This is a genomic window from Amycolatopsis sp. lyj-108 (assembly GCF_046549005.1).
GTDB lineage: Bacteria > Actinomycetota > Actinomycetes > Mycobacteriales > Pseudonocardiaceae > Amycolatopsis.
This window is the reverse complement of the sequence record NZ_JAJPWQ010000003.1, coordinates 525,700-550,713: the sequence shown is the minus strand read 5'-3', so window position 1 is coordinate 550,713 and position 25,014 is coordinate 525,700. Positions and strand designations below refer to the sequence as shown.

General features: G+C 70.1%; 29 protein-coding genes. 20 read left to right on the top strand and 9 right to left on the bottom strand.

What is annotated here, in order from left to right:
* Nucleotides 1–30: 30 nt before the first annotated feature.
* Nucleotides 31–1,392, top strand: a complete 1,362-nt coding sequence (locus ACLJO0_RS14225; RefSeq protein WP_410579027.1) for a DUF2252 domain-containing protein — start codon at nucleotides 31–33, stop codon at nucleotides 1,390–1,392.
* A gap of 267 nt (nucleotides 1,393–1,659) precedes the next feature.
* On the opposite strand, the gene ACLJO0_RS14220 is transcribed toward ACLJO0_RS14225, so the two are convergent.
* A complete protein-coding gene (locus ACLJO0_RS14220; protein WP_410579026.1) occupies nucleotides 1,660–2,535 on the bottom strand; it encodes an FAD-dependent oxidoreductase in 876 nt (291 codons plus the stop codon).
* 69 nt (nucleotides 2,536–2,604) lie between these two features.
* Between ACLJO0_RS14220 and ACLJO0_RS14215 the strand changes: the two genes are divergently transcribed.
* Nucleotides 2,605–3,213 carry a phosphatase PAP2 family protein gene (locus ACLJO0_RS14215; RefSeq protein WP_410579025.1) on the top strand — a complete coding sequence of 203 codons (609 nt, stop codon included), beginning with the start codon at nucleotides 2,605–2,607 and terminating at the stop codon, nucleotides 3,211–3,213.
* Here the strand turns inward: ACLJO0_RS14215 and zapE are convergent.
* Nucleotides 3,167–4,201 carry a cell division protein ZapE gene (gene zapE / locus ACLJO0_RS14210; RefSeq protein ID WP_410579024.1) on the bottom strand — a complete coding sequence of 345 codons (1,035 nt, stop codon included), beginning with the start codon at nucleotides 4,199–4,201 and terminating at the stop codon, nucleotides 3,167–3,169. The genes ACLJO0_RS14215 and zapE overlap by 47 nt on opposite strands.
* Before the next feature lie 98 nt (nucleotides 4,202–4,299).
* Between zapE and ACLJO0_RS14205 the strand changes: the two genes are divergently transcribed.
* From ACLJO0_RS14205 to ACLJO0_RS14160, 10 genes are all read left to right on the top strand, one after another.
* Entirely contained in the window at nucleotides 4,300–5,046 is a 747-nt protein-coding gene (locus ACLJO0_RS14205; protein WP_410579023.1) for a pyrimidine reductase family protein, read from the top strand.
* Nucleotides 5,043–5,600 carry an RNA polymerase sigma factor gene (locus ACLJO0_RS14200; protein WP_410579022.1) on the top strand — a complete coding sequence of 186 codons (558 nt, stop codon included), beginning with the start codon at nucleotides 5,043–5,045 and terminating at the stop codon, nucleotides 5,598–5,600. The genes ACLJO0_RS14205 and ACLJO0_RS14200 overlap by 4 nt, the downstream gene beginning before the upstream one ends.
* On the top strand, nucleotides 5,600–6,025 hold the full coding sequence (locus ACLJO0_RS14195; RefSeq protein WP_410579021.1) for a hypothetical protein: 426 nt from the start codon (nucleotides 5,600–5,602) through the stop codon (nucleotides 6,023–6,025). Before ACLJO0_RS14200 ends, ACLJO0_RS14195 begins: the two co-directional genes overlap by 1 nt.
* 256 nt (nucleotides 6,026–6,281) lie before the next feature.
* Complete coding sequence (locus ACLJO0_RS14190; protein ID WP_410579020.1) at nucleotides 6,282–6,731, top strand: Asp23/Gls24 family envelope stress response protein; 450 nt, start codon at nucleotides 6,282–6,284, stop codon at nucleotides 6,729–6,731.
* A complete protein-coding gene (locus tag ACLJO0_RS14185; protein WP_125794010.1) occupies nucleotides 6,731–6,907 on the top strand; it encodes a hypothetical protein in 177 nt (58 codons plus the stop codon). The genes ACLJO0_RS14190 and ACLJO0_RS14185 overlap by 1 nt, the downstream gene beginning before the upstream one ends.
* Nucleotides 6,904–7,260, top strand: coding sequence for an Asp23/Gls24 family envelope stress response protein (locus ACLJO0_RS14180; RefSeq protein ID WP_125793706.1), 357 nt, complete (start codon nucleotides 6,904–6,906; stop codon nucleotides 7,258–7,260). Before ACLJO0_RS14185 ends, ACLJO0_RS14180 begins: the two co-directional genes overlap by 4 nt.
* Before the next feature lie 13 nt (nucleotides 7,261–7,273).
* Complete coding sequence (locus ACLJO0_RS14175) at nucleotides 7,274–7,810, top strand: DUF6286 domain-containing protein (protein ID WP_396557575.1); 537 nt, start codon at nucleotides 7,274–7,276, stop codon at nucleotides 7,808–7,810.
* Nucleotides 7,807–8,394, top strand: a complete 588-nt coding sequence (amaP, locus tag ACLJO0_RS14170; protein WP_410579017.1) for an alkaline shock response membrane anchor protein AmaP — start codon at nucleotides 7,807–7,809, stop codon at nucleotides 8,392–8,394. The genes ACLJO0_RS14175 and amaP overlap by 4 nt, the downstream gene beginning before the upstream one ends.
* A 28-nt stretch (nucleotides 8,395–8,422) precedes the next feature.
* Nucleotides 8,423–9,502 carry an ATP-dependent DNA ligase gene (locus ACLJO0_RS14165; protein ID WP_125793704.1) on the top strand — a complete coding sequence of 360 codons (1,080 nt, stop codon included), beginning with the start codon at nucleotides 8,423–8,425 and terminating at the stop codon, nucleotides 9,500–9,502.
* 72 nt (nucleotides 9,503–9,574) lie between these two features.
* Nucleotides 9,575–11,140, top strand: coding sequence for an alpha/beta hydrolase (locus ACLJO0_RS14160; protein ID WP_410579015.1), 1,566 nt, complete (start codon nucleotides 9,575–9,577; stop codon nucleotides 11,138–11,140).
* Nucleotides 11,141–11,415: 275 nt separating this feature from the next.
* Here ACLJO0_RS14160 and ACLJO0_RS14155 read toward each other — a convergent pair whose 3' ends face one another.
* Nucleotides 11,416–11,658, bottom strand: a complete 243-nt coding sequence (locus tag ACLJO0_RS14155; RefSeq protein ID WP_125794009.1) for a DUF2630 family protein — start codon at nucleotides 11,656–11,658, stop codon at nucleotides 11,416–11,418.
* Between the two features lie 91 nt (nucleotides 11,659–11,749).
* On the opposite strand from ACLJO0_RS14155, the gene ACLJO0_RS14150 reads away from it, so the two are divergent.
* On the top strand, nucleotides 11,750–12,109 hold the full coding sequence (locus tag ACLJO0_RS14150; protein ID WP_125780364.1) for a thioredoxin family protein: 360 nt from the start codon (nucleotides 11,750–11,752) through the stop codon (nucleotides 12,107–12,109).
* A gap of 88 nt (nucleotides 12,110–12,197) precedes the next feature.
* Here ACLJO0_RS14150 and ACLJO0_RS14145 read toward each other — a convergent pair whose 3' ends face one another.
* Together ACLJO0_RS14145 and pruA are read right to left on the bottom strand one after the other, a co-directional pair.
* Complete coding sequence (locus ACLJO0_RS14145; RefSeq protein WP_410579012.1) at nucleotides 12,198–13,127, bottom strand: proline dehydrogenase family protein; 930 nt, start codon at nucleotides 13,125–13,127, stop codon at nucleotides 12,198–12,200.
* 18 nt (nucleotides 13,128–13,145) lie between these two features.
* A complete protein-coding gene (pruA, locus tag ACLJO0_RS14140; RefSeq protein WP_410579010.1) occupies nucleotides 13,146–14,774 on the bottom strand; it encodes an L-glutamate gamma-semialdehyde dehydrogenase in 1,629 nt (542 codons plus the stop codon).
* 128 nt (nucleotides 14,775–14,902) lie between these two features.
* On the opposite strand from pruA, the gene ACLJO0_RS14135 reads away from it, so the two are divergent.
* Nucleotides 14,903–16,495, top strand: a complete 1,593-nt coding sequence (locus ACLJO0_RS14135; protein WP_410579303.1) for a PucR family transcriptional regulator — start codon at nucleotides 14,903–14,905, stop codon at nucleotides 16,493–16,495.
* A gap of 57 nt (nucleotides 16,496–16,552) precedes the next feature.
* Here ACLJO0_RS14135 and ACLJO0_RS14130 read toward each other — a convergent pair whose 3' ends face one another.
* From ACLJO0_RS14130 to ACLJO0_RS14115, 4 genes are all read right to left on the bottom strand, one after another.
* Entirely contained in the window at nucleotides 16,553–17,593 is a 1,041-nt protein-coding gene (locus ACLJO0_RS14130; protein ID WP_410579008.1) for an LLM class flavin-dependent oxidoreductase, read from the bottom strand.
* A gap of 7 nt (nucleotides 17,594–17,600) precedes the next feature.
* Complete coding sequence (locus ACLJO0_RS14125) at nucleotides 17,601–17,993, bottom strand: DUF6221 family protein (RefSeq protein ID WP_125780354.1); 393 nt, start codon at nucleotides 17,991–17,993, stop codon at nucleotides 17,601–17,603.
* Nucleotides 17,994–18,253: 260 nt separating this feature from the next.
* Nucleotides 18,254–19,273 carry a DNA polymerase domain-containing protein gene (locus ACLJO0_RS14120; protein ID WP_410579006.1) on the bottom strand — a complete coding sequence of 340 codons (1,020 nt, stop codon included), beginning with the start codon at nucleotides 19,271–19,273 and terminating at the stop codon, nucleotides 18,254–18,256.
* A 19-nt stretch (nucleotides 19,274–19,292) separates the two neighbouring features.
* Nucleotides 19,293–19,850, bottom strand: a complete 558-nt coding sequence (locus ACLJO0_RS14115; protein ID WP_410579004.1) for a GNAT family N-acetyltransferase — start codon at nucleotides 19,848–19,850, stop codon at nucleotides 19,293–19,295.
* A 24-nt stretch (nucleotides 19,851–19,874) separates the two neighbouring features.
* On the opposite strand from ACLJO0_RS14115, the gene ACLJO0_RS14110 reads away from it, so the two are divergent.
* The 6 genes from ACLJO0_RS14110 to ACLJO0_RS14085 all read left to right on the top strand — a co-directional run bounded on the left by ACLJO0_RS14110 (nucleotide 19,875) and on the right by ACLJO0_RS14085 (nucleotide 24,916).
* On the top strand, nucleotides 19,875–20,561 hold the full coding sequence (locus tag ACLJO0_RS14110) for a TVP38/TMEM64 family protein (protein WP_125780348.1): 687 nt from the start codon (nucleotides 19,875–19,877) through the stop codon (nucleotides 20,559–20,561).
* A gap of 180 nt (nucleotides 20,562–20,741) precedes the next feature.
* Entirely contained in the window at nucleotides 20,742–22,349 is a 1,608-nt protein-coding gene (locus ACLJO0_RS14105; RefSeq protein ID WP_410579302.1) for a protein kinase domain-containing protein, read from the top strand.
* Between the two features lie 77 nt (nucleotides 22,350–22,426).
* Nucleotides 22,427–22,732 (top strand): hypothetical protein, encoded by a 306-nt coding sequence (locus ACLJO0_RS14100; protein WP_410579001.1) that lies wholly within the window; start codon nucleotides 22,427–22,429, stop codon nucleotides 22,730–22,732.
* Between the two features lie 19 nt (nucleotides 22,733–22,751).
* Nucleotides 22,752–23,174, top strand: coding sequence for a peptide-methionine (R)-S-oxide reductase MsrB (gene msrB / locus ACLJO0_RS14095; protein ID WP_125793691.1), 423 nt, complete (start codon nucleotides 22,752–22,754; stop codon nucleotides 23,172–23,174).
* Nucleotides 23,175–23,250: 76 nt separating this feature from the next.
* Nucleotides 23,251–24,120: a TIGR04222 domain-containing membrane protein gene (locus ACLJO0_RS14090; protein WP_410578998.1), complete on the top strand. Its 870-nt coding sequence runs from the start codon at nucleotides 23,251–23,253 to the stop codon at nucleotides 24,118–24,120.
* A complete protein-coding gene (locus ACLJO0_RS14085; protein WP_410578996.1) occupies nucleotides 24,113–24,916 on the top strand; it encodes a TIGR04222 domain-containing membrane protein in 804 nt (267 codons plus the stop codon). The genes ACLJO0_RS14090 and ACLJO0_RS14085 overlap by 8 nt, the downstream gene beginning before the upstream one ends.
* The last annotated feature ends 98 nt before the right edge of the window (nucleotides 24,917–25,014 follow it).

Below are 25,014 nucleotides of genomic sequence, written 5' to 3'. Positions count from 1 at the left end.
CCTTTCGGGCGGGCTGTACGTTGCCTGTCCATGGGAGACGAGCGGGAGTGGGTGGAGCGGCCGCTGGTCGGCACCGAGACGGTGTCGCCGGAGGACTGGTTCGCCAGGGGCAAGGCGCTGCGGACCGAGGCGCCGACATCCGCGCACGATCACGCGGCGGCGGGTGAGGGCCGGCCGAGCGTGGCGGAGTTCTTCGCGCGAACCAACGAAGGCCGTCTGCCGGAACTGGTGGAACTGCGGCGCGAGCGCATGCTCGCGTCGCCGTTCACCTTCTACCGCGGCACCGCCGGGCTGATGGCCGCGGATCTGGCGGGGTCGCCGTCGTCGGGGCTGACGGCGCAGCTCTGCGGGGACGCGCACGCCGCGAACTTCGGGCTGTACGGCACGCCAGAAGGCCAGATCGTCATGGACATCAACGACTTCGACGAGTCCGTGCCGGGCCCGTGGGAGTGGGACCTCAAGCGGCTCGCCGCGAGTCTCGTCCTGGCCGGACGCGAAGGCGGCATCGGCGAATCAGGCTGCCGCGAGGCCGCCGAAGACGCGGTGAAGTCGTACCGGCGCACCATCCGGGGCCTGGCGGAGCTGCCGTTCCTGCGCTCGTGGAACGCGCTGCCGGACGCGTCGGTGCTGAGCGAGGTCAAAGCGCACGACCTGATCGACGACTTCGAGGAAGCGGCCGAGAAGGCGCGGAAGAACACCAGCGCCAAGGTCACCGCGAAATGGACCCGTCGGATCGACGACCACGAGACCGGCCTCGAACGGCACCGGTTCGTCGAGGACCCACCGGTGCTCACGCACGTCGACGACGCGACGGCGGAAGCGGTCGTCACCGGTTTGGTGTCCTATGTGGACACCCTGCGCGAGTCGCGACGGACGCTGATCTCGCGGTACCGGGTGTCCGATGTGGCCTTCCGGGTGGTCGGCACCGGCAGCGTCGGGCTGCGCAGCTACGTCGCACTGCTGCACGGAAACTCGGGCGAAGACCTTGTGCTGCAAGTGAAACAGGCCAGCCCGTCGACACTGGCGCCGTATCTCGGGCTGGCTTCGCCGGAGCACGAGGGCCGCAGGATCGTCGAGGGCGCGCGGCTCGTGCAGGCCGAGACCGACATCCTGCTCGGCTGGACCACCATCGACGGCGTGCCGTACATCGTGCGGCAGTTCCGGAACCTCAAGGGCGACATCGATCCGGCGGAACTGAAGAAGGACCACCTCGACGACTACGGCCGCCTGGCGGGCGCGTTGCTGGCGCGGGCGCACGCGCGGTCACTGCATCCGCGGATGCTGGCGGGGTACTTCGAGGACGACGAAGACCTCGACGAGGCCATCGGGGCTTACGCCGTGCGCTACGCGGATCAGACCGAAGCGGACTTCGCCGCCTTCGCCGCCCTCTGACCCTCACCCCGCCGCCCGCCGCAATTCGTCACCTACTTGCGAGGGCCAACAGCGCAATTCGTCACCTACTTGCGCTGGGCGGCGCAACCGCGCGTGAGGGTGCCTTCCCGAGTACATGAAGGACCCCTTCCTTGCGCCTAGCGCCGTGAAGGACCCCTTCATGTACTTCAGCTCGGCACCGGAAGCGCCCGTCGCCCGCCGCAATTCGTCACCTACTTGCGCTGTCACCCCACGCAAGTAGGTGACGAATTGCGGCGGCGGGGAGGGTCACACCAGGGCCAGGACGTCGTCCGCGCATCCCCAAGCCACCGTGATCCCGGCGCCCCCGTGCCCGTAGCAGTGCACGACACGCCCTTCCCGCTCCAGCCGGACCTCGGGCCGGAAAGGCCGCAGCCCCACCTTCGCCCCCAGCACGGGCGCGTCGGCCAGCGCGGGCACGAGTTCCCGGCACCGCCGCACGATGTCCGCGGTCACCCCGGGATCGGGCTCGACGGAGTCGCGCCCCGGTTCCTGCGTGCCACCGCAGACGACGTGCCGTCCGTGCGGGATCACGTGCCGCAGCACCGGGGTGGCCGCGTCGACGATCCATTCGGTCAGCCCCGGATCGGCGAGATGGACGACCTGGCCGCCGACCGGCACCACGGTGCCGTCCCCCGCCAGCCGCCCGCCGCCGAGCCCGGCCGCGTTCACCACGAGATCCGCGTCGAGGTCGTCCAGTCGCGTGACGGTGCGGCGCTCGGTGCGCGCGCCCAGTGCGGCGACCTCGTCGGCGAGCCAGGCGAGATACACCGGGGTGTCGACCACCGCGGTCGTGAAGGTGAGCCGTCCGGGTTCGTGGTCGAGGCCGGGCATCGAGAACGCCCACGACGGCACCGGCGCCTCGCGTGGGACGACGTAGGTCCCCCGGACCATGCGGATCCCGGGCGCGCCGAGCGAGCGGTACTCCTTCACGCTCGACGCGGTCCAGCGATCGACCCGGCCGGAGTTCGCCGCCAACGGCGGGAAGAGCACGCCACCGGCGACCGCCGACGTCGTCTCCCCCGGTCCGGCGTCGGTGAGCACCGTGACGTCGTGCCCGGCCCGGGCCAGCCGGTGCGCGCAGCTCAGCCCGATCACGCCGCCACCGACCACACTGATCCGCATCGAAACCCCCTTCGTCCTCGCGAGCCGTCCCTGCATGGTGACTGATCACCTGTCACGTAATCTCGCCGGATGAGCGGAAGAGCGCCGTACGGGCTGGTCGCGGTCACCTGCGCGGTGATCATGGTCGTGCTCGGGATGCTGGTCTCGGGCGAAGGCCTGTCCGGCCCCGACGAGCTCGCCGTCAAGTGGGTGGAGCGCACCTTCGGCCGCGACGCCGGCCTTCTCCGGCTACTGGTGCTGCCGACCGAGGCCTACATCCTCATCCCGGTCGCGGTCCTCGCCGCCGTGCTCTGCCTGATCGGCGGGCGACGGCTCGAAGCGGTGCTGACCATCGTGGGCCCGCTCGTCGCGATCCTCGCGAACACCTGGGTGCTCAAACCGCTCTTCGACCGCTGGAAGTACACCTACCTCGCCTACCCGAGCGGGCATACCGTCGCGCTGGTCGCGGTGCTGGCGGTGCTCGTCCTGCTCGCCCGCCCCGGGGTCGCGACGGCCGTCATCGCGGTCGTGGGCGCGGTGGTGCTCGGCGGGGTCACGATCGGCATGATCGGCCTCGGCTACCACTACCTGACCGACGTCGTGGGTGGCACGCTGTTCGCCGTCGCGACCGTCTGCGCGACGTGGGTGCTGCTCACCTGGGCTGCACGGCGTCGCGCGCCAGTGCCGTCAGACGGCTGACGGCGCGCAGGTACTTCTTGCGGTAGCCGCCGTTCACCATCTCCTCGGTGAACAGGTCCGGCACCGGTTCGCCCGAAACCACCAGCGGGATCGCGCGGTCGTAGAGCCGGTCGGCGAAGGCGACCAGCCGCAGTCCGACGTTCTGGTCGGGAACCGGGTGGATGTCGCGCAGGTGCACCCGGGTCACGCCGTCGAGAAGCCTGCCGTAGCGCGAAGGGTGCAACCCGCCGAGGTGTTCGCACAACGCGTCGAAATCGTCCACAGTGGACTCAGGATGCGTGGCGGCGGAGGCTTCCAGCTCTTCCGCGGTCGCGGGCGGCGGCGCGTCCGGCAGGCCGCGGTGGCGGTAGTCCGGGCCGTCGACCCGGCAGACGCCGAACCGGGCGGACAGCGACTGGATCTCGCGCAGGAAGTCCGCCGCGGCGAAGCGGCCCTCGCCGAGTTTGTCCGGCAGCGTGTTGGAGGTCGCCGCCACGAAGACGCCCGCCGAGATGAGTTCCTGCAGCAGCCGGGTGACGAGCATGGTGTCGCCGGGGTCGTCGAGTTCGAACTCGTCGATCGCCAGGAACCGGTGTTCGGAGAGCCGCCGCACCGCCTCGGCGAACCCCAGGGCGCCGACGAGGTGGGTCAGCTCCACGAAGGTCCCGTACGCCTTGGGCGACGGAGTCTCGTGCCACGTCGAGGCGAGCAGATGCGTCTTGCCGACGCCGAAACCGCCGTCGAGGTAGAGCCCCATCGGCCCGGACGGCGGCTCGTCCCCGCCGCCGAACAACGCGCGCAGCTTCGACTTCGGCTTCCGGTTCGACGCCTCCGCCACGCGCTTCGCGAACTCGCCACAGGTGACGACGGCCTCGGCCTGGCTCGGCTCGTCCGGATTGGGCACGTAGGTGGAGAACCGGACCGCGTCGAACCGGGGTGGCGGGACGAGCGCGGTGATCAGCTCGTCGGCGGACAGCTCCGGACGGCGATCGATCAGGCGGGCGGGCATTCGCCGAGGGTAACGGCACCGGCGTCGGCCGTTCACCCTCCCTGACCGGGCGTATCCCCCGCTCAGCGGTGCCGTCGGACGCGTGCTGGGATGTCGGTGTGCAGCTTTTGTGGCCAACGACACCGGCGGAACCCGTCTCCGACGCCGACCTCGAGCGGCTCTACGGGTATCCGGAAGGCCTGACCCGTCCCTGGGTCCAGGTCAACTTCGTCAGCTCCGCCGACGGCGCGGCGGCGGTCGACGAGCTGTCCGAGGGCCTTTCGCACCCCGCGGACAAACGGATCTTCCTGCTGGGGCGGCTGCTTTCCGACGTGATCCTGGTCGGTGCCGGCACGGCACGCGCCGAGGGCTACCGCGGTGCGCGCGTCAGTCCCGAACGCGCGGCCCGCCGGCTCTCGCTCGGGCTGTCCGAGGTCCCGCCGATCGCGGTGGTGACCCGTTCCGGTGAACTCGACCCCGAGGGCCCGTTGTTCACCGACACCAAGGTCCCGCCGATCGTCATCACCACCGAGAAGGCGCCGCGCGCCGCGCTGGAGCGGGCGGGGGCCGAGGTACTCGTCGCGGGAGTCGAGGACGTCGACCTCCACCGGGCGCTCGGCCTGCTGGATGAGCGCGGGCTGCGCCGCGTCGACTGCGAGGGCGGGCCGACGCTGTTCGCCGAGCTGATCGCGGCCGATCTCGTCGACCAGTTGTGCCTGACCGTCGCCCCGCTGCTGGCGGGCGCGGGCGAAAGCCGGATCGCCCACGGCCGTCCCACCCCGGAACCGCGCCGGATGGACCTCGCGTCCGCGCTCTTCGAAGACGGCTTCACCATGCTGCGCTATCGCCGCCGGGAGAGCGGGTGAACGAGGCCGCGCCGGTTCCGGACGAAGAACTGGCGGCCCGGGCCGCCGCCGGGGACCACGGTGCCTTCGACACCCTGGTCCGGCGGCATACGGCCAGGATGTACCGCGTGGCGCTGCGGATCACCGGCAGCGCGTCGGAGGCCGAGGACGTCGTCCAGGAGGCATGGCTCTCCGCGTGGCGCGCGCTGCCCCGGTTCCGGTTCGAGTCCGCGGTGTCCACCTGGCTCTACCGGGTGACGACGAACGGCGCGCTCGGGCAGGTCCGGCGGCGGAAACCGACCGTGCCGCTCGACGAGGGCGACGCGGGTGTCGTGCCTGGTCCGGAGGGTCAGGTGGTGAGCGCCGAGCAGGTCGGCAGGGTGCTGCGCGCGATCGCCGAACTGGACGTCGGCCAGCGGATCCCGCTGATTCTGCGAGAATTCGAGGGGATGACCTACGACGAGGTGGCCGAGGTTCTGGAAGTCAGCGTGCCCGCTTTGCGCGCCCGCCTGCACCGCGCCAGGGTCGCGCTGCTGGCGAAACTCGGTGACAACTTCCGACCCGGGGAACGGTGATGAGCGAGGATCCGCGCGACGACCCCCGGTGGGAGCAGGTACGCGCCGCCGCGAGCCGTCCGGTGCCGACGCCGCCGGGACTCGTCGAACGGGTGCTCCGCTCGGTCGGCGGCGTCCGCGGCAAGCACACCACCGCCCCGCTCGACCTGCCTTCGGCGGGTGGCAAGACCCAGGTGTCGGAGCGGGCGCTGGTGCTGCTGACCAGGAAGGTCGCCGCCGAGATCGGCCGTGACCTCGGCGGGGTCCACGTTTCGGCGGTCGCGCTCGAAGAGGACGTGCTGCAGGTGCTGGTCACCATCCGGTTCGGCGTCGAAGCGACGGTCGCGGACGTCCTGCGCCGCCGGGTCGGCGCGGCACTGACCGGCCAGCTCGGGTCGCCCCCGCCCGCGATCAACGTCCACGTCGTCGACGTGCATCCCGACTGAGGGCTCGGTGCTACCGGATAGGTCGCGAAAGCCACTTTCGCGACCTCTGGCGTCCCGAAAGTGGCTTTCGCGACCCTGGACAACGGCCCACGCGGCCCCACCACGGACCAGCATCCCGACTGAATCCCGGAACTGATTACCCCATTCGGGGGACATCGCGTGACGGCTCGGCATGCGCGCGTGTCCAGGTCGGTGAGAGCGTAGGGAGCGCCGCGCGCGCAGGTCGCGCGGCACAGGCCGAGAAGGAGCGAACTTCATGGCGCAGCCGAGCGTGAGCAAGCCCGACACCCTGGTCACGGGGTCGTCCCTCAACGAGGAAGGAGCCGCCGGCAAGACCACGATCTCGTCGGTGGTGGTGCAGAAGGTGGCGGGACTCGCCACCCGCGAGGTGACCGGGATCCACGCGCTCGGCGGCGGGGTCTCGCGGGCCTTCGGCGCGATCCGTGAGCGCATCCCCGGTTCCGGCACGGTCACCACGTCCGGTGTCTCGGTCGAGGTCGGCGAGAAGCAGGCGGCGATCGATCTCGACGTGGTCGTCGAGTACGGCGCGCGCATCGTCGACGTCGCGCGGGCGGTGCGCCGCAACGTGATCGGCCAGGTCGAGCAGATCACCGGCCTCGAGGTGATCGAGGTCAACATCGCGGTCAACGACATCCACCTGCCCGACGAGAACGGCGGCGAGACCGAGACCTCGCGGGTCGAATGATGAACGGGACCCAGACCGGCCTGCTCGCCGGCCTCATCCTCGGTCTCTCCGCGACCCAGGGCTTCACCGCGTTCCTGGTGACGCTGGCCGTCGGCGTCATCGGCCTCGTCCTCGGCCGCGTGCTCGACGGCGAACTCGACCTCGGCGACCTGTTCGGCCGGGGCCGCGACAAATGACCGTCCCGCCCGAACCGGAGGATCGCGGCACCCTCACCATCGCGCCCGCCGTGGTCCGCAAGATCGCGCAGCACGCCGCGGACCAGGTCGACGGGACCACCCGCGCCGAACGGCGGATCGCCGGGCTCGGGCTGGGGACCCACGGCGCGAGCGCGAAGGTCGGCGGTGAGGGCAACGACGTCGACCTCGTGCTGGACGTGGCTTTGCACTATCCGGCGCCGGTGCGGCGGATCGTCGGCGATCTGCGCGCCAGGGTCACCGAGGAGGTCGAGCGGATCACCTCGTACCAGGTCCGGGACGTCTCGGTGACGGTCTCCGCGCTCCTGCCCGACATCGCGCCCCGCGTCCGCTAGAAGGAGCACCGGTATGCGTTTGTTCGTCCGCCTGCTGTCCGCCCTGATCGGGCTGGCGCTGGCCGCCGCCGGAGTCCTGCTGGCGCTGGAGGTCGGCTGGGGCTGGTGGCGGCCGGGGCGCGGACCGCTCTTCGTCCCGTGGGACGGCTGGCGCGACAGGCTCGCGGAACTGTCCTGGAACGCTTCCTCCGTCCGGTACCTCGCGATCGCCGTCGCGGTCGTGGGACTGCTGCTGATCCTGGCGGCGGCCTCGGCAGGGCGGCGCGCGATCCGGCTGACCGATCCGGCGAACGAGGTCAGCGTGACCACCTCGCCGCGTTCACTGGCGAGGCTGGTGGGCGTGACCGTGCGCGCGCAGGAAAACGTCGCGGGCGCGAAAGTCACCGCCACCGCCAAGAAGATCCGTGTCCGTGCGACGAGCAGGCTGGAAACCGAAGGCGAGCTGCGACCGCGGCTGCTGGAGACGGTCACCGGTCTGCTCGACGACGTCCCCCTGGTGCGGCGGCCGAAGGTGTCGGTCGTCGTCGACTCCCCGAAGGACCGCCGATGACCCGTTCGGTCTCCGCCAAGGCACTCGGCCGGTCCACCGGCACGGAACGCACCCTGACCGTCCTCATCGGACTCCTCCTGCTGCTCGGCGGGGCCGCGGTGGTCGTGGTCGGCGCGGGGTGGCTCGGCACGCACCGCGCCAACCGGCCGCTCGTCGATCCGATCGCCCTCGACTGGCTGTCCCAGCACGCGCTCGCCGCCCGGATCGGTGCCATCGTGCTCGGCGTCCTCCTGCTGTGGCTGGGACTCTGGTGGTTCTTCCGGTCGCTGCGCCCGGAAGGCCGTCCGGACCTCGAACTCGACGAAGACCTCGTGGTGACCTCTTCGGCCATTTCTGAGGCCGTCCGCGTCGACGCCGAGACCGTCGACGGCGTCGGGCGCGCCAAGGTCCGTGCTGTCGGCGACAAGGAGAACCCGGCGCTGCGGATCACGCTCTGGCTGAGCGAGGGCACCGACCTGAAACGGGTCTGGGAGCAGCTCGACAGCACGGTGCTGGCCCGCGCGCGGGAATCGCTGGGGGTCGACGTACTGCCGACCGCCGTCCGGATCGAACTCGACACGGCGGCACCGCAACGGGTGCGCTGAGCACGTCGTTAGGGCAAGAATGGCCGTCATGTCGCTTCCCCTGACGCCGCCGATCAAGCCGATGCTCGCCAAACCGGCGAAGGCGATCCCCGATTCCGGCGGTCTGCTGTTCGAGCCGAAATGGGACGGGTACCGCTGCCTGGTGTTCCGCGACGGCGACGAGCTGACGCTGCAATCGCGCTCGGAGAAGCCGCTCAACCGGTACTTCCCCGAGGTCGTCGAGCGGCTGAAGGCCGCGCTGCCCGAACGGATCGTGCTGGACGGGGAACTGGTGGTCGCGCGGGGCGGGAAGCTGGACTTCGACGCGCTCACCGACCGGGTCCACCCTGCCGAAAGCCGGATCAAGCTGCTGGCGGAACAGACCCCGGCGGAGTTCGTCGCGTTCGACCTGCTGGCACTCGGCGACGAGTCCTATCTGGACGAACCCACGTCGAAGCGGCGGGAGCGGCTGGAAAAGCTGGCCTCCGACGGCATCCACCTGACGCCTGCCACTTCGGATCCGGCGATCGCGCGGCACTGGTTCGAACTGTTCGAAGGCGCTGGGCTCGACGGCGTCATCGGCAAACCGCTCGACGAGCCGTACAGCCCCGGCAAACGCGTGCTGCTGAAGTACAAGCACTCGCGCACCGCCGACTGTGTGCTCGCGGGGCTGCGCTGGCACGTCGACGGCGAACCGGGTGAGATGGTCGGCTCGTTCCTGCTCGGGCTCTACGACGAGAACGGCGTGCTGCACCATCCCGGCGTCGTCGGCTCGTTCCCGGTCACCCGGCGGCGTGAACTGGCCGAGGAGCTGGCACCGCTGATCACCGACGGCGCCGACCACCCCTGGCTGGGTGACAACGTGCGGGAGAAGCAGCGGATCCCCGGCGGGATCACCCGGTGGAAGTCCAAGGAAGCCCCGTGGGTGCCGCTGAAGCTGGAGAAGGTGGTCGAGGTCGGCTACGAGCACACGGAAGGCGGATACCCGTCGCGGTTCCGCCACACCGCGCAGTTCAAACGCTGGCGCCCCGACCGCGAACCGGACTCCTGCACCTACGCCCAGCTCGACGAGGTCGCCCGCTACGACCTGGACGCGGTATTCCGCGGCGAGGTGAAACGCACCCGCTAACCGGGGCCTGACACGTCACCTGCGAAGCTCGTCCACGAGCTTTTGTCATGCCCGGAAAGTGAGGACCAGCCCGTGCGCCCCGCCAGCACCGTCCGCCGCAGGCCACGGCTGATCCTGATGACGACCCTGGTCACGGCCGTGCTCGCGGGCTGCACCGCCGGGCCGTCGGTACGGCCGGCGGTGATCGACAACGACGGCAAACCCGACCCCGGTGGGACGACGACGGCGCAGCAGGTGCCGTTGCCGCCGCTCACCGAACCGCGGTCGCCGTCGATCAACTGGGAGGACTGCGACGAGGCGACCCGGCAGCGGCTGGGCCAGCCGTCCGTGCCGGACACGCTGAAGTTCTCCTGCGCCAGGGTGCCCACCACGCTCGATGCGCCGGACCTGCCCGGCCGCGGGCTCTCGCGGCTGTCGGTGGTCAAGACCGGCGGCGGGCCGATCCCGCTCGCCGTGGTCAACGACGTCGACGGTGAGCCGGGCTCGCTGTACGCCGCGCGGCTGGCCGCGACGCTGCCGCCCGAGTTCCTGCAGAAGTTCTCCCTGATCGGCGTGGACCGGCGCGGGACGGGGACGTCCGCGCCGGTGCAGTGCATCCCGGCGGAGATCCGCACCGACCTGCTCGGCGGCGACCCGGCCGCGGGCGACCTCGAAGGCGTCGTCGACGCGGCGCGCAGGGCCGGCCAGCAGTGCGCCATCGAACTGGACGATTCGCAGGTCGCGATGGACAGCTGGCGCGCCGCCGGCGACCTCGAAGAACTCCGGAAGCAACTGGGGCTGGACAAACTGCACGCGCTGGGCCGCGGTGACGGTTCGAAGGTCCTCGCCGAATACGCCGTGCGGTTCCCCGCGCAGGTCGGCCGCATGATGCTCGACGGCCTGCCCGACCCGGCCCCCGACGCCGCGGCCGTGCAGGAGTCCGTCGCCGCCAGCGCGCAGGCCACCCTCGACGCGTTCGGCGCCGACTGCATCGCGCGGGGCTGCCCGATCGGTGACGCCCGTTCGGCCGTGACCGCCGTCGCGGACCGGCTCCGCTCCGCCCCCGCGACGACCACCGACGGCGCGCAGATCACGCCGGGGATCGCGCTGTACGCCATCTACTCCGGGCTCGCGCAGCGGTCACGCTGGGTCGAACTGGCGGAAGCGCTCAAGACCGCGCAGACCGGCGACGTCACGCCGCTGGCCGCGTTCGCCGAACCCGTGCTGAAAGACTCCCGTGCGCGGCCGTCGCGGCTGGACGGCACGATCGCGACCAAATGCAACGACAGCGCGACCCGGCTCTCGGCCGAAGAACTCACGCGCGCGACCACGACCCTGCGCGACAAGCATCCGCAGTTCGGCGTCTTCGCCGCCCAGCAACTGGCGTGGTGCAGCCCGTGGCCGGTGCGCCGCGAACCGCTCCCGCCCGCCGGCGCCCCGGGCGCTCCGCCGATCCTCGTCGCGGGCACCGCGACCGACCCGGTCACGCCGGAACAGGGCACCGGCCGGGCCGCCGACCAGATGCCGAGCGCGGTGACGATCACCTGGCAGGGCGCCGGACACGGGGCGCTGAGCCTCTCGCCGTGTGTCGCGGACGCGACGCGGGCGTTCCTGATCGACGGGAAGGCGCCGGTCGACGGGACCCTCTGCCCGGCCTGACCCGCGTTGAGCCGCCTCGTGAAGTGTCATGAAAGGGTCGTTCAGGACACCTTTTGTCCTGAACGACCCTTTCATGACACTTCGGGACCGTGAGACCTCAGTGAGCGCTCTCGCCACCACCCAGTCGCCTCCGGGGCCCTTGACGCGTTGCGAACGCCACTTTCGCAACCCCTCCGTGACCACTCTCCCCACCCACCCGCGCGCCATGAAAGGTCCTTTCCTTGCAAATTTTGCAAGGAAAGGACCTTTCATGGCACGGGCCGGGACCGGAACCGCTACTGCCGGTAAGACTCCACCTCGGAGATCGGCCGTGCCGAAGCCTGGTCCGGATCCTCGTCGAACTCCACGCGCGCCCGCCGCTGCCGCAGCAGGTCCCAGCACTGGTCCAGCTGCTCTTCCACACTCGCGAGCCGGGACCGGTCGTCCGAGCTCAGCCCGGTGCCGATCGCCCGCGAACGGAGTTCGTGTTCCTCGCTCACCAGCTCGTCGATCCGGCTGAGGATGTCACCGTCGGCCATCTGCGCCTCCTGCGAAACCTGGGTTTGCTCCATCCGAGACGCTACGCGCAATCGCGGGAATGCGCGTACCGCCCGATTCGTTACGCCGGACATGAGCACAGTGGAGCTGACCGCCGCCAACTTCGACCAGGTCGTGTCGGAGAACGACTTCGTGATCATCGACTTCTGGGCTGGCTGGTGCATGCCGTGCCGCCAGTTCGCGCCGACCTACGAGAAGGTGTCGGGCAATCACGACGACATCGTTTTCGCGAGCGTCGACACCGAGGCCGAGCAGCAGCTGGCCGCGGCCTTCGACGTGCGTTCGATCCCCACGCTCGCGGTGATCCGCGACAAGACGGTCATCTACGCACAGCCGGGCGCGCTCCCGGAGAAGACGTTGGAAGACCTCATCCAGCAGGCGCGCGACATCGACATGGACAAGCTCAAGGAAGAGGCGGCCCAGGAGGCCTGACGAGCATGGAGAAGGGGCCCTACCCGGCGGGTTTCGCCGGGTAGGGCCCCTTTGTCTATCAGCGGAGCAGTGCCACCGGGAGGCCGGGTCAGCCCCGGGTGGCGAGTCCGCGCAGGAAGAACGCCAGGTTCGCCGGGCGTTCCGCCAGCCTGCGCATGAAATAGCCGTACCATTCGTCGCCGTAGGGGACGTAGACGCGCATCGTCAGCTCGGCACCCGCGATCCGGCGCTGCTCTTCGGGACGGATCCCGTACAGCATCTGGAACTCGTGGTCGTCCGCCTTGCGGTCCGCGTCCATCGCGAGCTTCTCGGCGATCGCGATCATCCGCGGGTCGTGCGAGGCGACCATCGGATAACCCTTGCCCTGCATGAGGATCTTCAGGCAGCGCACGTAGGACCTGTCCACTTCGGACTTGTCCTGGAACGCGACCTCTTCGGGTTCGGCGTACGCGCCCTTGCACAGCCGGACGCGGGAACCCTCGGTCGCGAGGTCGCGGCAGTCCTGTTCGGTCCGCCGCAGGTAGGCCTGCAGCACCGCGCCGACCCAGGGGTACTCGGTGCGCAGTTCCTTGAGGATGCCCAGCGTCGAGTCGGTGGTGGTGTGGTCCTCCATGTCGAGGGTCACCGTGGCACCGACCGCTTCGGCCGCCGCGCAGATCTTGCGGGCGTTCTCCAGCGCGACCTTCTCGCCTTCGGCGGGCAGGAACTGGCCGACCGCGGAGAGCTTCACCGAGACGTCCGCGCCGAACGCGAGGCCGTCGGCCGCCAGTGCGGTCAGCAGTTCCTCGTAGGCGCGGACGGTCGTCGCGGCCTGCTCGGCATCGGTGGTGTCCTCGCCGAGGTGGTCGAGGGTGACCCGGAGGCCGTCGTCGGCCAGTTCGCGGACCACCCGGGCGGCGTCGGACGTCTTCGAACCGGCGACGAACCGAGCTACCACCGATCGGGTGGCGGGGACGACCTCGACCAGCTGGCGCATCCGCCGGGATCGGGCGGCGGCGAGCAACGGGGCACGCAACATCACGGACTCCTGGAGAACTCAGCCCTGGTGGGGGTAGCGGACGCTGGTGGGCGGGACAAAGGTCTCCTTGATCGAGCGGGGGCTCGTCCAGCGGAGCAGGTTGAACACCGAACCGGCCTTGTCGTTGGTGCCGGAAGCGCGGGCACCGCCGAAGGGCTGCTGGCCGACGACCGCACCGGTCGGCTTGTCGTTGACGTAGAAGTTGCCGGCGGCGAAGCGCAGCGCCTCGGCGGCTTTCGCGACGGCCGTGCGGTCGTTCGCGATGACCGCGCCGGTGAGCGCGTAGTCTGCGGTCTCGTCCACCAGCTTCAGGACCTTGTCGAAGTCCTCGTCCTCATAGACGTGCAGCGCGAGGATCGGGCCGAAGTACTCGGTGCGGAAGATCTCGTGCTTCGGGTTGTCCGAAACCAGGATCGTCGGGCGCACGAAGTAGCCGACACTGTCGTCCGCGGTGCCGCCGGCGATGACGTCGATCTCGGCGTCCTCGGCGGCGCTCTTCAACACGGCGGCGTGCTTGTCGAAGGCGCGGCGGTCGATCACGGCGCCACCGAAGTTGTCCAGGTCGTTGACGTCGCCGTAGGTGATGGCTTCGGTCTCGGAGACCAGCTCGTCCTTCAGGCTCGCCCACAGCGAACGCGGGACGTAGGCGCGGGACGCGGCCGAGCACTTCTGGCCCTGGTACTCGAAGGCGCCGCGGATCAGCGCGGTGCGCAGGATGTCGACGTCGGCCGAGGCGTGCGCGAGCACGAAGTCCTTGCCGCCGGTCTCGCCGACCAGACGCGGGTACGTGCGGTAGCCGGAGATGTTGGCGCCGACGGTGGCCCACAGGTGCTGGAAGGTCGCGGTGGAGCCGGTGAAGTGGATCCCGGCCAGGTCGCGGTGGGTCAGTGCGACCTCGGAGACGGCCTTGCCGTCACCCGGGAGCAGGTTGATGACGCCCGGCGGCATGCCGGCCTCTTCGAGCAGCCGCATCAGCATGTGCGCGGCGTAGCTCTGCGTCGGCGACGGCTTCCACAGCACGACGTTGCCCATCAGCGCGGGCGCGGTCGGCAGGTTGCCGGAGATCGCGGTGAAGTTGAACGGGGTGATGGCGTACACGAAGCCCTCGAGCGGGCGGTGCTCCATCCGGTTCCAGATCCCGGGCGAGCTGACCGGCTGCTCGGCGAGGATCTGACGGCCGAAGGCGACGTTGAACCGCCAGAAGTCGATCAGCTCGCAGGCGGAGTCGATCTCGGCCTGGAAGGCGGTCTTCGACTGGCCGAGCATGGTGGCGGCGTTCAGCTTGGCGCGCCACGGGCCGGCCAGCAGGTCGGCGGCACGCAGGATGATCGCGGCGCGGTCGTCGAAGGACAGCGCGCGCCAGCCGGGCGCGGCGGCCTTGGCCGCGGCGATCGCGTCGTGGGTGTCCTGCGCGGTCGCGCTGTGGATGACGCCCAGCACCGCCTTGTGGTTGTGCGGCTGGACGACGTCGATCTTCTCGCCGCCGCCCTTGCGCTGCTCACCACCGATCGTCGCGGTGATGTCGATGGGGTCGGCGTTGCCCAGCAACTTGAGCGCGCCCTCGAGTTCAGCGCGCTCAGCGCTGCCCGGTGCGTAGTTCAGCACCGGCTCGTTCTTCGGGGCGGGGGTCTGGGTCACGGCGTCCACTGACTGCTCCTGACTGCACTTCGCCGGGTAGAGGTCTCACCCCGAACGGTAGACCGGACAGCGCGCCAACGGCTTGTTCGACTGGCTAGAATCAGGGTGACCATCTTGTCCGATCGGCTTAATCGGTGATGACAGCGACTACTCAGCCAACCCCTGGCGCCTCCCTCCGGCACGTCCTCGCCACGCTGGGAGAACCGCTGGTCAGGGTCCTCGCGGCGCCGAACGGGCTCGGCGTCGGAGTGGACGACGTCGTCATCCACGATCCGGAGGATCCGCCCGACGCCCATCCGGGTGACCTCGTCCTGGTGATCGGCGCTCGCGGTCGCGCCGCCGCGGGTGCGATCCGGGCGGCGGGACGGTCCGGCGCGGCCGCCGTCGCGGTCAAGAACGGCATGGCCGTGGTGAACGTCGCGGCCGACGCGGGGATCGCGCTGATCGAGGTCGGCCACGAAGCACGCTGGGAGCAGGTCGAGGCGTTGGCCAGGGGCGTCGTCGACGCGGCCCGCGCGGGTGGCGAGGCGGACAGCGGCGAGGTGCTCGGCGACCTGTTCTCGCTCGCGCAGACCATCGCGACGCTGACCGGTGGCCTCGTCAGCATCGAGGACACCGCGAGCCGGGTGCTGGCCTACTCGCGGGCGGGCGACGAGGTGGACGAACTACGCAGGCTCTCGATCCTCGGCCGCGAAGGCCCCGAACGGTACCTGGCGATGTTGCGCGAATGGGGCGTCTACCAGCGGCTTCGCGCCGGGGAAGGCATCGTCCGCATCGACGAGCGGCCCGATCTCGGCATCCGGCGGCGGATCGCGGCAGGCATCCACGCCGGGTCGCAGCCGCTGGGCACGATCTGGGTCCAGGAGGGCGCGCACCCGCTCACCGAAAGCGCGGAAGTCGCGTTGCTCGGCGCGAGCCGGGCGCTCGCGCCGCAGCTGATCCGGCACCGGACCTTGCCCAGCCCGGAACTCCGGTTGCGCGAAGACCTGCTGGCCGGGTTGCTCGACGGCCGTCTCGACGTCGAATCCGTGGCCGACGACATCGGCGCGGATCCCGGAAAACCGGCCATGGTGCTGGGATTCTCGCTCCCCCGCGACCGGGCGGCGACCGACCGGCAACTGCGGCGGGCCGAACTGGTGCACCTGATCACCGTGCACACCGCCGCGTACCGGCGGAGCGCGCTGGTGAGCGTGATCGGCGGCCGGGTCTACGCGCTCCTGCCCGATCTCCCCGAGCACGCCGAGACACGGATCCTGGCGCTGGCCAAGGAAATCGTCGGCACCGCGCAACGACATCTCGACGTCCGGGTGCGCGCGGCACTGGGCGGCGTCGTGCCCCGTCTCTCCGACGCGGCGGCGTCCCGCGGCGACGCGGACCGCGTGCTCGCGACGATGGCCCGCGGGCACGGGACCGAGGACGTCGCCTCACTTGCCGACGTCCGCGCCGAGGTCCTGCTGTCCGAAGTGCTCGCCTATCTCGGCGAGCAACCGAGGATCCGCGACCCGCGGCTGGCCGAACTGGTCGCGCACGACGCCGAGCACGGCGGCATCCTCGTGCCCGCGGTGCTGGCCTACCTCGACGCGTTCGGCGACGTACGGAAGGCGGCGCGCGAGCTGAACATCCATCCGAACACGGTGCGCTACCGGGTGCGGCGCGCCGGCGAGGTGTCCGGCATCGACCTGGACGACCCCGCGCAGCGCATGCTCACCCAGCTTCTCCTGCGCCTCTAGGGTTTCTTCGCAATTAGGCACCTACTTGCGATGGAGGCGCCAGGCGGAAGCGCCGAGTCACGACACGGCGGCGAGGCTGCGCAATCCGGCGACCTCGGCCAGTCCGCGATAGGAATCCAGCCGCTCTGCCTGGTCGAAAGTACTGGTGGTCACCAGGATCTCGTCGGCGCCGGTCTTCGCGACGAGGTCGGCGAGCCGGTCTCCCACCTCGTCGGGGGTGCCGGCGAGCTGACCGTCGAGCGCCCGGTCCAGCCGCTCCCGATCCCGGTCCGACAGCGGCCCGGCGAGGATCTCCTCCACCGGCGAAAGCGGTGGGAACACGCCGTGCGTGCGCGAGTAGACCGTCGACCACGCTTCGGGGATCAGCAACCGCCGGGCCCGTTCGGCCGTCTCGGCGACCGCGATCGCCGTGGACACCACGACATACGGTCGCGAAGCCTGCGCGGAAGGCCGGAAGGCGGAGCGATAACCCTCGATGGCTTCGAGCAGCGGACCTTCTCCGCGGACCGGCGCGATCACCAGCGGCAGCCCCAGTTCCGCGGCCAGCTTCGCCCCGGCACCGGTGGCCAGCAGGAAGGCCGGCACGCGCAGGCCTTCCGCGGGAATGGCGTGCACGCCCGGATACGCGGTCTGGTCGCCCGTGAGGAAGCCCAGCAGTTCCCGGACCTGGTCGCCGAAGCGGTCGGCGTCGTCCTTCTCGTGCCCGAGCGCCTGCCGGACGCCGCCGGTGAACCCGACCGACCGGCCAAGCCCCATGTCGATCCGGCCGGGGAAGAGCGATTCGAGCACGCCGAACTGTTCCGCGACCACGAGCGGCCGGTGGTTCGGCAGCATCACGCCGCCGGTGCCGACCCGGATCCGTTCCGTCGCCGATGCGACCGCGGCCGCCAGCACCGTGGGTGCCGAGCCGGCGACGCCGGGCACGCTGTGATGTTCGGAGACCCAGAACCGGTGATAGCCCAGTGCTTCGATGTCCCGCGCGAAGGCGACTGTGTCCCGCAAGGCGCGAGGCGCGTCGCCGCCGCGGCGGGTCGGGGACCGGTCCAGTACCGAAAGCGTGATCACCCTCGGGTCAACGCGTCCGGACCCGGCGGGCATTCCCCGATCAGGGGCGCCAGCGCTCGCTGTAGTCCGGGTGATCGGCGTGCGGCAGGGCCAGCAGCCGCAGGGTGAGGCACCAGTTCGTCCCGGCCTCGTCGGCGGGGACGTGGCACGTCTCGCACCAGTACTCGTTGCCGTACAAGGGGAACCCCGGGACCTTCTCGGAAACCGTGGTGCGGTGCGCCTGCAGGAGCCGCCGGGTCGCCTCGATCTCGTTGATCATCTGGTTGACCGTGTCGAGTTCGATGTCGTTCATCGAACGGATCTTCTTTTCGATGACGACCTTGGTCTCACCACGATTGAGCGATTCGTTGATCTCGGTTTTCTTGACCGCCTGCATGATCAACGCCTGGCGTTGCCCCACACGCGCGGCGAGAAAGGCGATCAGGTCGTCCACGGGTACTCCTTCGTCCTCCCCCAGCCTAGTGTTCGGAGGGAAATGTCGCTGGCAGGAAGCCCGGCGTTACGGCCGGGTCCCGTGCGTCACACAGTCTCGTATCGATCCACCGCGTGACGGTGACTGGTTTCTCGATCGACACGAAAGCGCAATCACACTGCGAGCAAAAAGAAGGAAAGAACGATCACCGGCACGAATCGGTCACCGAGAACGCACAGGTCGTCACGAAACGCGTCCCCGGGTCGCGAAAGCCGTCGGGTCTAGGTGTCGTCGCGCGCCTTGCTGGGCTGGACGCGCTTCGGCTCGCCCGGCATCTTCGGATAGTCCGGCGGATACGGCATCTCGCCGAGACCGTGGTCGCGTTCGTCCCGCGCGTACCACTCCAGCAGGGTCTCGATGCCGAACGCCCGCTCGTCCATCGGCGCGTGCAGGTCACCGCGCTCGGCGTAGAAGGCGCCGGCGGTGAGGACGTCGAAGTCGTCCGGGTCCACTTCGGTCAGTAGATCCCAGGTGAGCGGCATCGACACCGTCGCGCGCGGAGTGCCGCGGACCGACCAGGCCGACGCCACCGTGCGGTCACGCGCGGCCTGGTTGTAGTCGATGAACACCCGGCCGCCGCGTTCTTCCTTCCACCACGCGATGGTCGCCTTCTCCGGGATCCGGCGCTCGACCTCGCGGCCCAGCGCGATCACCGCGTGCCGGACGTCGATGAAGTCCCACTCCGGCCGGATCCGCACCAGGACGTGCACGCCGCGGCCGCCCGAGGTCTTCGGGTAGCCGACCAGCCCCGCCGAGTCGAGGACCTCACGCACCACGGCGGCGACCTCGACCGCGTCGGAGAACCCCGCCTCGTCGGGCGGGTCGACGTCGATGCGGAGTTCGTCGGGATGGTCGACGTCGGGCCGCCGCACCGGCCACGGGTGGAAGTCGAAGGTGCCGAGGTTCGCCGCCCAGGCGAACACCGCGGGCTCGGTCGGGCAGACCTCCTCCGCCGTCCGGCCCGACGGGAAGGTGATCTTCGCGGTTTCCACCCACTCCGGGGCGCCCTTCGGCACGCGCTTGGCGTAGAACCAGTCGCCCTCGACGCCGTCGACGTAGCGCTTCAGCGTCGTCGGCCGCTCCCCGATCGCGCGCAGCAGCGGCTCGCCGACCGCGACGTAGTGCTCCACGACCTGGCGCTTGGTGATCCCCCTGGCCGGGAAGTACACCTTGTCCGGACTGGACACCCGGACCTTGCGCTCGCCTGCCTCGACCTCGATCGGCTCACCGTTCTTGGGCATGCGGACACCGTATCGCCGATCAGGGCCGGGGATCGGTCCCCAGAGCGGCCATCGTGATGACGTCATGCCACTCGCCGTCCCACCACAGCGCTTCCCGCTGGAGCCCCTCACGGACGAACCCGGCCTTCTCATAAGCGCGCTGGGCACGCGGGTTGTAGTCGAAGACCTCGAGCGAGACACGGTGCAGGCCGACGACGTCGAACGCGTAGTCCAGGAGCAGCCTGGTCGCCTCGGTGCCGTAGCCCTTGCCGAAGAACTCCGGGCCGTTCAGCGCGATGCGGAACGCCGCGGAGCGGTTGTCCTTGTCGACGTCGGTGAGCGCCAGATCTCCGACGTGCGCCCGATCCTCCTTGCGCACGATCACGTAATCCGCGCGATCGTCGAGCCCCGGCCGTCCGGCCAGCCAGTCCCGGATCTGCTCGGGGGTGAACTGGGCATGGGTGCCGGTCAGCCGGGTGGTTTCCGGCTCTTGCAGGGCCTTCCACGCGGTCTCGAAGTACGTCTCGTCGAGCTGGGTGAGCACGACGTTCTCGCCGGTGAGTTCGGGCTGCGTCCGCAGCGCCTCGGTATCGATCACGGCGGATACCGTACGGTTGACGCAGTGTCCGGCCGTACCAAATTAATCCTCGCGCTCACCGTGCTCGCCCTCTTCGTGGCGGCCGCGGTCCTGCTGCCGATCCCGAGCCCGGCCGGGCTCCGCGCCTGGGCCGCCGAGACCGGCCCGGCCACTCCGCTGGTGTTCTTCCTGGTCTACTCGGTACTGACGGTCGCGCCGATCCCCCGCACCGTGTTCAACCTGGCGGGCGGGCTGCTGCTCGGCGCCACGACGGGCATCGTCGTCGGCATCCTGGCGACCATCGTCGCGTCCGCGCTCTCCTTCACCCTTTCGAGGGCGCTCGGCCGCGATCTGGTCACCCGGCACCTGCACCGGGCGAAGGTCCGCGCGGTCAATGACCGGCTTTCCGACGGCGGGGTGCTGGCGATCACCTCCTTACGGCTGATCCCGATGGTGCCGTTCGCTCCGTTCAGTTACCTGTGCGGAGTGTCATCGGTCCGTTTCGCTCCGTATCTGATCGGGACCGCGCTCGGCAGCCTCCCCGGCACGATCGCGGTCGTCGTCCTCGGCGACGCGCTGACCGGGGAAACCCCGCCCGCCCTGCTGATCTGTTACGCCGTGTTCGCCGCCGCGGGGGCCATCGGGCTGCTCAAGGTCTTCCGACGGAAAGCCCGTCCGATGCCCGGAACGAGCGATGAGGAAGAATTGCCCGCCTCCGCACCGGCGAGCTGACGGGGAGCCGAAACCGCCGCCCGCTACACTCGATCGGGTGCGCGGGACCTGTCAGGTCGCGTAACGCCACCATCACCCGGGATGTGTTCGTCAAAGAATGTGTCAGGAGCAGTCGCCATCGACACCGGTCAGCTGATCGCTGGGCACTACCGCCTGGTCGAGCAAATTGGTAGCGGTGCCATGGGGGTGGTCTGGCGTGCCATCGATGTCCGCCTCGAGCGCTCGGTGGCGGTCAAGCAGATCCTCCCGCAGCCGGGTGTCTCCGAGGCCGAACGCGACAACATGCGCCAGCGCGCCATGCGCGAGGCGAAGAACGCGGCCCGTTTCCAGCATCCGAACGCGATCGTGGTGTTCGACATCGCCGAGCACGGCGGCGACCCCTGTCTGGTGATGGAGTACCTGAACGGCCCGAGCCTCTCGGCGATCATCTCCGATGAAGGCACGCTGCCGCTGGGACGCGTCGCGAAGATCGGCGAGCAGGTCGCGTCGGCGCTGGTCGCCGCGCACCGCGCCGGGATCGTGCACCGCGACGTCAAACCCGGGAACATCCTGATCGACGAGGCCGGCACCGCGAAGATCACCGACTTCGGCATCTCGCGCGCGGCAGGCGACATGACGCTCACCCAGACCGGACTGATCGGCGGCACCCCGGCGTACCTCGCGCCCGAACTGGCGCGCGGCTCGGACCCGGTGCCCAGCTCCGACGTCTTCGCGCTCGGCGCGACGCTCTATCAGGCGATCGAGGGCCAGACCCCGTACGGGAACAGCTCCAACCAGCTGGCGCTGCTGTACGCGGCCGCGAACGGGCAGATCAACCCGCCGCAGCAGGCTGGCCCCGCGACGGCGCTGCTGATGAGCCTCCTGCGCACCGAGCCGACCGAACGCCCGACCATGGCCGAGGCCCGTGAGCGCCTCGCCGCGCTGGCGGCGAGCGAAACCGCCGCGGGCACGGCGGCGTCGCCGCGGCTCTTCGGAGCGGGCGGCGGTAGACAGCCCGCCGTGCCCGACACCCCAGGGCACGGCATCCCCGGCGGAGACCGCCCGCCATGGCAGCGGACCGACAAGCCGGCGCAGTCCAACGCGGCGGCTCCTCCGCCCACCAAGACACACACGCCGACGGCCGCCTTCATCCCGATGCGCTCGCCGTCCGCCCCGCCGAACACGCCGCCGCGGCCGGTCGCCGCGATGAGCCCGCCGCCGTCGGCGGCCGCCCCGATGCGGCCTTCCCCGGCGAAGCCGACCGACGCCAAACGCAAGGCCGTCCTGTTCGCCGGAGCCGGTGCCGCGGTCGTGGTGATCGCCGTGATCGTGTTCCTGGTGCTGAATTCGGGCAACGGCGCCGACAACCAGGGTGGCAACAACGCCGGGGCGAACCCGCAGACCTCTGCTCCGGCGACGCCCTCGAAGAGCGGCTCCAAGAGCAGCGCGCCCTCGTCTTCCGCGTCTTCGAGCGGCGGCAAGATCGGCTACCAACCCGCCGGGCAGCGGGTCGTGGACTTCTACAGCAGCGCGGGCTCGCCCGAAGGCTGGGCGATGCTGACTCCCGACGCTCAAGCGGTGTACGGCGACCAGGCGAAGTATCAAGAGTTCTGGGCGACGAACCAGCTGAGCAGCTACAAGGGTGCCAGCGCCAACAAGGGCAACAACGCCGACGGCTCGGTCGACATCACCATCAACCTCACGTTCAAATCCGGCGGCTCGGAGGCGAAGACCGTCCGCGTCATCGACGGCGGCGGCGGGCAGCTGCTGATCGCCGGAGACACCCGCAGCGCGCAGGGCAACCAGTAGCAATCGCAGCGTGGCGGTGGTGAGACCCGCCTCGCTGGTGGTAGGCCAATCGCCGATCGTGGCTTACTGTTGCCGGTATGGCCGATAGCGGACCTTTCGGACCTGCCCAGAATCCTCGTTTCGACGAGGATCTGGTAGGCCTCGACCCGTACGATCCCGAAGCCCGTGCCTTCGCCGAGCATCTGGACCGCATCGAACGCTGCGGCCCGAACTTCACCGTCGAAGCCTGCCTCGACGGTGTCTCCGATTTCGCCGACTCCAGCAACCGGCTCGGCGGTCTGCGCTGGTGGATTTCGGCACTCGTCGTGGTCCTCATCGTGCTCGGCGTGATGGTCACCGCATGGGACATCATCGGCCGGGCCATCGCGTGGCTCGCGGGGTAACGTGGAACCGGTGAAAGGCATGAAACCCGTTGTCGGAGCCACGCCGCGCGTGGTCAAATCCGAGCAGGAATGGCGGGAGCAGCTCAGCCCCGACGAGTACGCCGTGCTTCGCAAGGCGGGCACCGAGCGCCCCTTCACCGGGGAGTACACCGACACCGAGACCACCGGTGTCTACCAGTGCCGGGCGTGTGGCGCCGAACTGTTCCGCAGTGACACGAAATTCGAGAGCCATTGCGGCTGGCCGTCGTTCTACGATCCGGCCGACACCGACGCCGTCCTCCTCCGGGAGGACACCGCCATGGGGATGCGCCGGATCGAGGTGCTGTGCAAGTCGTGCCACAGCCACCTCGGGCACGTCTTCGAAGGCGAGGGCTACGACACGCCGACGGATCAGCGGTACTGCATCAACTCGATCTCGCTGAAGCTCGTTTCCGAGTCGTAACCGAACGAAGCCAACCACCGCCCTTCTCGACGCGTTCCCGTTGCACAGGAACAGCGTCGGGGAGGGCGGTGTCGTCATGAACGAACCTTGGGGAATCTCCGGACCGGCTTTCGCCTGGCTGTACGGAGTCTGTGCCGTACTGCCGATCGCGCTCGCCGTGGCGCACGAACTGTGGCTGCGTCGTGACACCGGCGCCAGGACGGTGCCCGGTCTCTATCACCTGGCCGCGCTGGCCGACGGTGTCGAGCGGGTCACCGACACGGCCGTCGCCGGTCTGCTCGAACGGCACTTCCTGCGGCCCGACGGCCGCGGCATCCTGCACCCGGTCAAACCGGTCCCTGCCGATCCCTTCGAACGCGCGGTCGTCCTGCTCGTGCACGGCCACGGGACCGGCCTGCGCGAGCTGCGCTCGAAGATGGCACGGCACGAGGTCGTCCGGGAGCTGCGCGCCGATCTGGAGCAGCGAGGCCTGCTGGTCCACGAGAACCGCCGCCGGAAGGGCTGGCAGTACGCGATCGCCGCGTACGTGGCCATCTTCGCGCTGGGGATCACGAGGCTGGCGAACGCCGTACCGCTGAAGCGACCGGTCGGCGTCCTCGTCGTCCTGATCGTCGGTGTGGCCTGCACGATCGGCCTGGCCGTGTGGCGGCAATGGCCGGACCGCTCGGGCAGGGCGACCACCGCGGGCGGCCTGGCGCTCCGTTATGGCGATTGGGACCGCTCTCTGGCCGGCTCCGCGGCCGGGAAGGTCGCCCTCCACGGGTTGCAGGCCTTCCCCGACCGGGTCGTCGCGGTCACGCTGATCAAGACCGGCGGTACGAAGGCCAGGTTGTTCGCCGGCTCGGCGAGCACCTGCGGCGGAGGCGCGTCGTACGCCGTCGGTTCCTCGTGTGGTGGTGGCGGTTCTTCGTGCAGTAGCGGTGGCGGAGGTGGTTGCGGTGGCTGAAACCTGGGGCATCTCGGGACCGGAATTCGCGTGGCTGTACGGCTTGGGCATCGCGCTCCCCTTCGCCATCGCGGGGCTTCACGCGCTTTGGCTCCGGCGCGGTTTCCACGACGGCGGCAGGCTGCCGAGCGTGCAGCATGTGGCGGCCCTGGCGGGCGGAACTTCGCGGGTCACCGAAACAGTGGTCGCCGCGATGCTCGAACGCGAACAGGCCAGGCTCGGCCGTTCGGGCAGGCTCTACCGCACCCCGCTGGTCCCGGTCGATCCGCTGGGGCTGGAGATCTCCGATGAGCTCTCCGTGATACCCGACCACTGGCTGCGGGCGTGGATGAGCCGTGGGCCCGCGATGCGGGCGCTGTGGGCTGATTTGGGTCGCCGCGGCCTGGTCGTCGCGGAAGGACGACGACGGCTCACGTGGAGGATCACCGCCGCCGTCTACGCCGTTCTTCTGGGCATCGGGACGGTCCGGTGGATCGCCACTGCCGGCACCTGGGTCTTGATCGCGCTCCTCGTCGTCGCGCTGGTCCTGCTGATCGGCGCCCTCCGGCTCGGCCGGACCGACTACGAGGGCAGGACGACCGCCGCGGGCCGCGAGGTGCTGGCCGAGGCGCAGACGGATCAAAGCCTCGTTTCGGGTGCGGCGGGCGCGGTGGCCCTCGGCGGCTTCGGCGCCTATCCCGATCGCGAAGTCGCCCGCATCCTGAGCCGCCACAGCGGGCGACCGGGCAAGGACACTCGCACCTTCGCCTGGGGCGACGGGACGAGCTCGGAGTCCTATGGAGGTGCCGCCTTCTGACGGCCCGATTGCCGTCGTGAAGGCCCGCTCCGGATGGTCGAATCACGGAACCACGACCGGACGGGAAAACGTCCGACTACGGTAAGTGCACCTGCTCG